The organism is Streptomyces sp. NPDC059906, assembly GCF_042730645.1.
In the GTDB taxonomy this organism is placed as follows: Bacteria; Actinomycetota; Actinomycetes; order Streptomycetales; family Streptomycetaceae; genus Streptomyces; species Streptomyces rubrogriseus.
In genome coordinates, this window is the sequence record NZ_JBHWKU010000049.1 from 39846 (window position 1) to 47199 (window position 7354).

Here is a 7354-nt window from a genome sequence, read left to right on the forward strand (position 1 = left end):
CTCCATCCGCCGGCCGAGGAAGCCCTAGGCGTTCTCGCCCTCGCGTTCGACCACCGCCCTGCTCGGCCCGGCCGCCCCATGCCCATGACGGCCGAGGAGTACGCGCAGAGAATCCCCCACCACACGGTTTACGGCTGCCTGTACATCCGCGACGAGTACGACCGGCCCATCCAGCTCCGCTCGGTCTACGGCTCGCGGCTATGGCAGTTCCCGGGCGGGAACCTCGACGGCCCAGGCGAGGACCCTCTGCAGACCGCTCGGCGTGAGGCGGTAGAGGAGACGGGTCTCGAACTCGGTCTGGACACGCCGAAACTGCTCCTGACGCACTTCCTGCCCGCCGGACCCCGGCTGCCCCTGAACAAGGTGGGGTTCATCTTCGACGGAGGCCAACTGACCGCCGACCAGCTCGCCCGGATCCGCCTCGATCCTGCCGAGCACGACATGTGGGCCGTCCACGACCTCGCGACCTGGCAGAAACTCATGGCACCACGTGCTTTCGCCCGCCTCGACTCCGTCGAGCGGGCTCGGCACGGCGAGGGCCCCACCTACCTCGTCACCGACGGCTGACCCAGCGCGCAACCGCCCACCCAGGAGACATCACGGCCGGCAAAGAACTGATCCACCGTCCCAAGCGGCGCCGTCAGCTCACCAATACCGCCGATGACTCCAGCCGCCCCTACTTCACGAATCCCATTCCGCCCTGACGGAGGTAGACAGTGAGCGCACAGGACCGCATCCGGCTCATGCTGTGGACTCCGCAGCATGACGGCGGACCGGAGGACCAACCAGGCGTCCTGCCGACACGGTGGCGCCAGGACTACGAGGAGGTATTGAAACCGCAACAGGCTGACTGGCTGGCCATGCTGGAACTCAAGTACTCCCAAACTCGACCCGACGCCCCCTTGGCCGAGAAGGGCGCGGCACAGCGCCGCTTCACTGCCGCGCAGCAGACCCTCGGTATGAGAGGCTTCCGCTCCTCAGTAGGGCAGCGTGCTAATCCGACCGCCCTGTTCATACGCGAGAGCGTCTTTGCCTCCTCTCGCCAGCGGCACCACCCCGTCGGCCACAGAAAACATGCCGCCTGCTGGCTGTTCGGCGACACCAACTCCTACCCGGTGCCTGTCGGTGAGCAGGTCCCGCCCATCGACTGGTCAACGGTGACCGACATCGTGCACCGTCGACACCGCGCCATCAAACAACCCGACGGAACCTGGGTCAGCTGCACCGAGGTGGACGAGATCATGCTGGACTGCGGCATGCACGACCCCGCCTGCTGGGCCGCCCACCGCCTGGGCCAGGCCACCGCCCTGGCTGCGACTATTGGTAACTCCGGCCATCAGAAGTTGCGGAATGGGTGCGGTGGTGGCCCGGTTCTCCTGGACCACCACCGGTCGGGGCGCTTAGAGTTCCTAACAAAGGCGTTGGACGTGGCGGTGGGTGATTAGACAGACGGAGAGGCCGAGGAAGGCCTCGTGGATGTCGTCGCGTCGTTCCCAGCGGATGCGTGGGCGGCGGAAGCCGTGGAGCCAGGCGACCGTTCGCTCGACGACGTAGCGGAAGGTGCCCAGGCCGGTGCCGTGTGGCTCGCCCCGTTTCGCGATCACGGGGCGGATGCCCCGCTGCCAGAGCAGGCGGCGGTATTTGTCGTGGTCGTAGCCGCGGTCGGCCAGCAGTCGTCGGGGCGTCGGCGGGGTCTGCCGACCTGGCCCGCGACGGCTGGAACCTTGTCGAGCAGTGGCTCGAGTTGGGTGACGTCGTTGCGGTTTCCATCGGTCAGCGACGCCGAGAGCGGGATGCCCTGCCCGTCGACGATGAGGTGGTGCTTGCTGCCCGAACGTGCGCGGTCGACCGGGCTGGGCCCGCTGTTGGGCCCCGTCGGGCGGCCCGCACGTGCGAGGAGTCGATCACCGCCCGTTCCCAGTCCAGCTCGTTCTTCGACCGCAGCTCGGTCAGCAGAAGCTGGTTCCTGGGGCAGGTACTCCCACTGGATGCCGGTGTGCAGGACGAACAGGATCCCGCACAGCGCCTGGCGGTCCGGCACCCGTGGTCTGCCCTCGGCCTTCTTCGGACCCGGCTTCGGCAGCAACGGCTCGATCAGCGACCACAGTTCATCCGACACGACCCACGGCCGCGACTGACGATTTCCCATGCCCAGACATACGAGCAGAGAGGCCGACAGTCTCATGATCAGCAGCTTTTGTTAGAGCCAGTAAGCCCGTTCACCGGGCTGAGCCCGCAGCAGTTCGACACGCTCATCACCGCTCTGCGCAAGGAGGGCGCGGTCCCGGGACGCAGCGGACGGCCATGCGGTCTGCCGCTGGAGGACCGCGTGCTGCTGGTCATCGCTTACTGACGGACCAACATGACGCTGCGACAGCTCGCGCTGCTGTTCGGGATCTCGAAGTCGGCCGCCGACCCGCATCATCGACCACCTCGGGCCCGCCCTCGCTCTGCGTCAGCGCCGGCCGTTCCGCAAGGATGCCGTGTTGATCGTGGACGGCACCTTGGCTCCCACCCGCGACCACAGCATCACCGAGCGTTCGAAGAACTACCGGTACTCCACCAACCATCAGGTCGTCATCGACGCCGACACCCGGTGCGTCGTCGCCGTCGGCAGGACAACCGCGATCGCTGACGGCGGCTACCGCGGCACCGGCCGGGTCATCCCTCACCGCCGGGAACGCGACCAGGCCGAACTACCGAACTGGAAAGAGGAGCACAACGCCTCCCACCACAAGGTCCGCGCCCGCGTCGAGCACGCCTTCGCACGCATGAAGACGTGGAAGATCCTCCGCGACTGCCGCCCCCAGGACGAGGGCGTTCATCACGCCATCCACGAAGCATTCCTCGGCCTCGCCGTCTGCCTGATCACCCACCGCCACGTCCAACGCTTTTGTTAGGACCTCTAAGCACCACCCGAGCTAAAGATCATGTAGGGGACGACCCTCGGTTCTCCGTGTCGTTCAGCCACTCGGCGAGAACAGCGGCCTCGCTGTGGTCCGCGTCCCTGGTCGCGGTCAGAAGCGTGACCTTGTCCTGGGCTGCCATAGCCCGCAGGTTCTGCACGGGGGCCTCGTGCTCCGTGTCGTGCAGCTCATCGATGTAGCGGCGTCGGAACTCGTCGAAGCGTATTCGGTCGTGGTGATACCAGTGCCGCAGGTCGGTGGACGGCGCGATGTTCTTCAACCACTCGTCCAGATCGGCCTCCTCTTTGCTTACGCCTCGTGGCCACAATCGGTCGACCAATACTCGCTTGCCGTCCTGCGGTGAGGGGCCTTCGTAGATTCTGCGGTACCTGACCTGTTCCGCCATGACGAACCCTCCCAAGGGTGGTTCGGGTGTCCGCTGTGGTCGTGGCTCCAGTGTCTCCCCTGCTCATGGACTTGTCCCGTCCGGCCGAGCCACCTGCCGGACGGCGCAGAGAGCTGGTCGGTGCCATGGTGGATGGGGTGGACAAGGCCACGACCCATGAGAGGCGTATCGCTGTGACGTGTACAACTCGTCGCGACACCGGCCTGCTTCTTCTCCGCCTCGGAGTGAGCGGACCGCTGATCGCCCACGGCACCCAGAAGCTCTTTGGTTGGTTCGGTGGTTCCGGTCTCAAAGGCTCGACGAAGTTCATGGAACAGCATGGTTATGAGCCCGGCAGGTTGAGCGCCATCGCAGCCGGACTCGCGGAGGCTGGAGGCGGAGCTTTGATCGGTCTCGGATTGGCCACACCCGCTGGCGGGGCCGCAGTAGCCGCCGGCATGACCGGTGCCGCCGCGGTGCACACATCCCACGGCTTCTTCGGGTACGCCGGCGGCTACGAGCTCAACACGATTTACGGTGTGGCTGCTGCCAGTCTTGCCTTGACCGGACCGGGACGCGTTTCCCTGGACCACGTCTGCGCATACCGCTTGGACCGAGCATGGATGGCCCCCGCCGCACTCGCCACCGGTGCTGTCCTGGCAGGTCTGGCTGTGGCGGCACGAGGAGCTCGGTCGCGTGACTCCGAGGGAGACTCGGGCAACGAGACCTGAGTGACTCGACGGTTGCTGGCCGCAGTCCTGGGAACTCAGGCCGGCATGATCCTCCGAAGAATCGTGTGGGGTTGCGCGGCAGGTGCTGCCGGTACCACCGCACTCAACGCTGTCGGCTACGCCGACATGGCGGTTCGGCGACGGGCCGCCAGTAGCGCCCCCTCAGCCGTGGTGGACAGACTCACCACACGGCTCGGGCACCCCGTGCCGGAGATGACGGGACGCGAGAATCGGCTCTCCGCGCTGGCGGCACTGGCGGGCATCGCCACGGGAACCAGTGTCGGCGTCGCGGTGTCGCTGCTCCACGGAGTCGGGGTGCGCGCGCCCTTGTGGTTGGGTGCCGCGATCACCGGAGCGTCAGCGATGGCATGCGCAGATATCCCCATGGCCCGTCTCGGGGTCAGTGACCCGGGGACCTGGAGCACCGGCGAATGGGCTTCGGACGTCGTGCCGCACCTGGTCTACGGCCTGGTCGTCTACGGCGTCGTCACGGCATCACAGAAACAGCGCTGATACCCAGGCAGGCACACTCACCAGGACGAACCGGTCAAACGCCCCTACCGTGGTGTCATGACGACCTGGTTGCCCGTGGACGCCGTGCCACGGCTGTCCGGCTCCCTCGCCGTCGGAGCCGTAGTAGGTGTCGCGGTGGGACTGGGAACCGGCGTGGTGCTGGGGGCCCTGGCCGGGATCGCAGCGACGGAGCTCACCTTCACTCTGGCCGGATGGATCGTGCTGTGGTCGATGGACGCGTCCGCCACGCACCGCAATGCCCGGCGGGAGGACTTCCGGCCACACACGGACGAACTCGTCGTGGTCGCGGTCGCCCTCTGCGGACTGGTCGCCATCGTGCTCCTGCTGCTGCTCGGTACGTCCGACGCAGGACGCGCCGCCGCGGCTGTCGCCCTCTGCGGCGTGTTCATGGCCTGGGCCACGGTGCACCTGATGTACGCCACCCGCTACGCCTTCGTCTACTACGCGGCACGAGGCGGAATCGACTTCAATTCCAACGATCCACCGTCGTACCGGGACTTCCTGTACTTCAGCTACAACCTCGGCATGACCTATCAGGTCTCCGACACCAACGTCTCGAGTACGGGCATCCGCACGATCGTGCTCCGTCATTGCCTGCTGTCCTACGTCTTCGGCACTAGCATCCTGGCAACTGCCATCAACCTCGTTGCCGGGCTCGTTACTGGTTGACCACACCGGACGGGGTGTACAGACGGGGGGACCGATGGCCGATGGAACCGTCGGGCGGGGCCAGAAGCGCGGGGGAGCCGATGGGCTCGCTGAGCTCATCGCGTGGGCGGAGGAGCAGTTGCCTGCTCTGATCGATGACGTGTGCGCGGTTACGCGTGAGCGCATTGACCTGTACCAGGACAACAGCGTCGTTCCGTATAAGGACCTGCATCGCTCCGTCGGGCGCAATCTGCGTTTTGTCGTCCGCGGCCTCGCGGACCCTGAGCACATGCCGGATCTGTCTGCACCCTCCGAGACAGGCCGACAGCGCGCTCATCAAAGGGCGCCGCTTCCCGAAGTGCTGCGCTGCTACCGCATCGCGTGCGCCATGCTCTGGGACATGCTGCTCAACCATGCGCGCACGAGCCGTACAGAGAGCCTGGACGCTCTGGTCGATGCATCGAGCACTCTGTGGCGCCTGTCCGACGAGCACGCCCTCGCACTCACTGAGGCTTACCGCACCGCTATGGCGGAGTTGCTGACCGCACAACAGCGACGGCGCTCGGCCCTGGTAGAGGCCTTGCTCACCGGCCAAATCGCACATGATTCCGGCTCTTGGGAGGTGGGCAGGTTCCTCGGTCTGCCGCTTGACACGGATCTGATGGTGGTGGCTGCGGAGACAGCCGCGCTGGCCAGGGAGAGCTTGATCGGCGTAGAACGCTGCCTGGCCGACGTCGGCGTCGTGTCGGCATGGCAGCTGACTCCCGTCCGGCAAGCTGGTGTGATCGCCCTGCGCGACAAGCAGCGAGGTGCTGTCCTGAATGTGCTGCGGTCCAGTGCCACCGCGCGCACCGGTATCAGCCCGTCGTACCGCTCTCTCGCGGAGACACCACGCGCCTTGCACCTGGCCCGGTGTGCACTCGCCGAAATTCCTCCTGGTGAAGCGGGAGTACGCGCCTTCAGCGACAGCCCGCTCGCAGCTCTGCTGGCCTACGACCGTGACGAGGGACGCCGTCTGGCCCTCGACGTCCTGGGCGGCGTGCTTCGGCTGCCGCCGGAGGACCGTAACGCGCTGCTGGAGACACTCCACGCGTACCTGGACCACGGCGGATCAGCGGAGCCTGCTGCCCGAGCCTTGCACTGCCACCCGAACACGGTGCGCTATCGCCTGAACCGGGTCCGTGAACTCACGGGCCGCTCACTCACCGATCCCCGAGCTCTGGCCGAGCTGACCACCGCGGCCGAAGTGGTCCGCCTCAACCCCGGCGAACTGACTTGACACCTCCGCGACCACACGCCAGTTCGATTGATTGGAGTTCCGCGCAGCGGCTGGTCGACATTGGGCAGGACGGCGCCACCGTGGCCACGGTCGTGCAGGCCGCCCGGTTCTTCTTCGAGGACGCGACGGACAGTGGCACTGATCGCTTTACGCGGAGCGGCGGTCCGGCGCCTTGGGGGGATCTACAACTTCCCCTGTTACGGGAACCAGAAATGGTGTGGTGAGAATTCCTGCAGCTCCACCGTGGCATGGCCCGCTTGCAGCAGTGCATCCATCGCGCTTGGCTGGAGGAAAGCCATCTGGCACCTGGAGTTGCCATGTCGATGTCGTCGTTCGGATTCGGTGCGTCCGATCCGTTCAGTGAGCTGTTCAACCGTTTCTTCGGAACGTCGCCCGCCTCCTCGCCCCCGGCGGTGCAGCGGGTGCCGATCGGACGGCTGCTGACCGAGTCCTCGCAGGAGCTCCTCAACCTGGCGGCACGGCGGTCGCTGGAGGACGGGACGTCCGACCTGGACACGGAGCACCTGTTGTGGGCGGCCACGAAGGTCGAGCCCGCGCGGGGACTGCTCGCCCGGGCGGGCGCCGACCCCGACGCGCTCGCCTCCCGGATCGCCGAGGTCCTGCCCCGCGAGGCGGGCGAGCCGTCCGCCGAGCCGGGCCTCACCCCGGCCGCCAAGCGCACCCTCGCCACCGCCTACGCCCGCTCGCGGGCCTCCGGCGTCTCCTACATCGGCCCCGAGCACATCCTGGGCGCCCTGCTGGCGGACGGCGACACGGGCGCGGCCCGGCTGCTGGGCGCTCAGGGGCAGGACATCGGCAAGCTGGAGGGGCTCACCGAGCAGGCCGCCCGTTCGGGCGGGACAGCGGGCGA

8 protein-coding genes and 2 pseudogenes are annotated in these 7354 nt (G+C 67.1%); 8 read left to right on the top strand and 2 right to left on the bottom strand.

All coding sequences use genetic code 11. The features are described 5' to 3' along the window. Positions 1–84 precede the first annotated feature (84 nt). Both ACFV9J_RS38495 and ACFV9J_RS38500 read left to right on the top strand, forming a co-directional pair. A complete protein-coding gene (locus ACFV9J_RS38495) occupies positions 85–567 on the top strand; it encodes an NUDIX domain-containing protein (RefSeq protein ID WP_385362559.1) in 483 nt (160 codons plus the stop codon). Positions 568–716: 149 nt separating this feature from the next. Continuing rightward, complete coding sequence (locus ACFV9J_RS38500; RefSeq protein ID WP_385362561.1) at positions 717–1445, top strand: hypothetical protein; 729 nt, start codon at positions 717–719, stop codon at positions 1443–1445. On the opposite strand, the pseudogene ACFV9J_RS38505 reads toward ACFV9J_RS38500, so the two are convergent. Next, positions 1410–2149: pseudogene (locus ACFV9J_RS38505) on the bottom strand (IS5 family transposase). The gene ACFV9J_RS38500 and the pseudogene ACFV9J_RS38505 overlap by 36 nt on opposite strands. 48 nt (positions 2150–2197) lie before the next feature. Here ACFV9J_RS38505 and ACFV9J_RS38510 point away from each other — a divergent pair. After that, positions 2198–2900: pseudogene (locus tag ACFV9J_RS38510) on the top strand (transposase family protein). Between the two features lie 28 nt (positions 2901–2928). On the opposite strand, the gene ACFV9J_RS38515 reads toward ACFV9J_RS38510, so the two are convergent. Next, positions 2929–3312: a DUF488 domain-containing protein gene (locus ACFV9J_RS38515; protein ID WP_385362563.1), complete on the bottom strand. Its 384-nt coding sequence runs from the start codon at positions 3310–3312 to the stop codon at positions 2929–2931. 173 nt (positions 3313–3485) lie between these two features. Between ACFV9J_RS38515 and ACFV9J_RS38520 the strand changes: the two genes are divergently transcribed. The 5 genes from ACFV9J_RS38520 to ACFV9J_RS38540 form a co-directional block, all read left to right on the top strand. After that, a complete protein-coding gene (locus ACFV9J_RS38520; protein ID WP_385362575.1) occupies positions 3486–4022 on the top strand; it encodes a DoxX family protein in 537 nt (178 codons plus the stop codon). Positions 4023–4067: 45 nt separating this feature from the next. Continuing rightward, complete coding sequence (locus ACFV9J_RS38525; protein ID WP_385362565.1) at positions 4068–4535, top strand: hypothetical protein; 468 nt, start codon at positions 4068–4070, stop codon at positions 4533–4535. A gap of 57 nt (positions 4536–4592) precedes the next feature. Continuing rightward, positions 4593–5225, top strand: a complete 633-nt coding sequence (locus tag ACFV9J_RS38530) for a DUF1345 domain-containing protein (RefSeq protein WP_385362567.1) — start codon at positions 4593–4595, stop codon at positions 5223–5225. A 34-nt stretch (positions 5226–5259) separates the two neighbouring features. After that, positions 5260–6483, top strand: a complete 1224-nt coding sequence (locus ACFV9J_RS38535; protein WP_385362569.1) for a PucR family transcriptional regulator — start codon at positions 5260–5262, stop codon at positions 6481–6483. Positions 6484–6800: 317 nt separating this feature from the next. Next, the coding region (locus ACFV9J_RS38540) for a Clp protease N-terminal domain-containing protein (RefSeq protein WP_385362570.1) at positions 6801–7354 on the top strand (554 nt) is incomplete at its 3' end.

Coding starts and splice junctions, on each gene's coding strand:
- ACFV9J_RS38495 (WP_385362559.1), top strand. CDS start 85: ATGACGGCCGAGGAGTACGCGCAGAGAATCCCCCACCACACGGTTTAC.
- ACFV9J_RS38515 (WP_385362563.1), bottom strand. CDS start 3,312: ATGGCGGAACAGGTCAGGTACCGCAGAATCTACGAAGGCCCCTCACCG.
- ACFV9J_RS38530 (WP_385362567.1), top strand. CDS start 4,593: ATGACGACCTGGTTGCCCGTGGACGCCGTGCCACGGCTGTCCGGCTCC.
- ACFV9J_RS38525 (WP_385362565.1), top strand. CDS start 4,068: ATGATCCTCCGAAGAATCGTGTGGGGTTGCGCGGCAGGTGCTGCCGGT.
- ACFV9J_RS38535 (WP_385362569.1), top strand. CDS start 5,260: ATGGCCGATGGAACCGTCGGGCGGGGCCAGAAGCGCGGGGGAGCCGAT.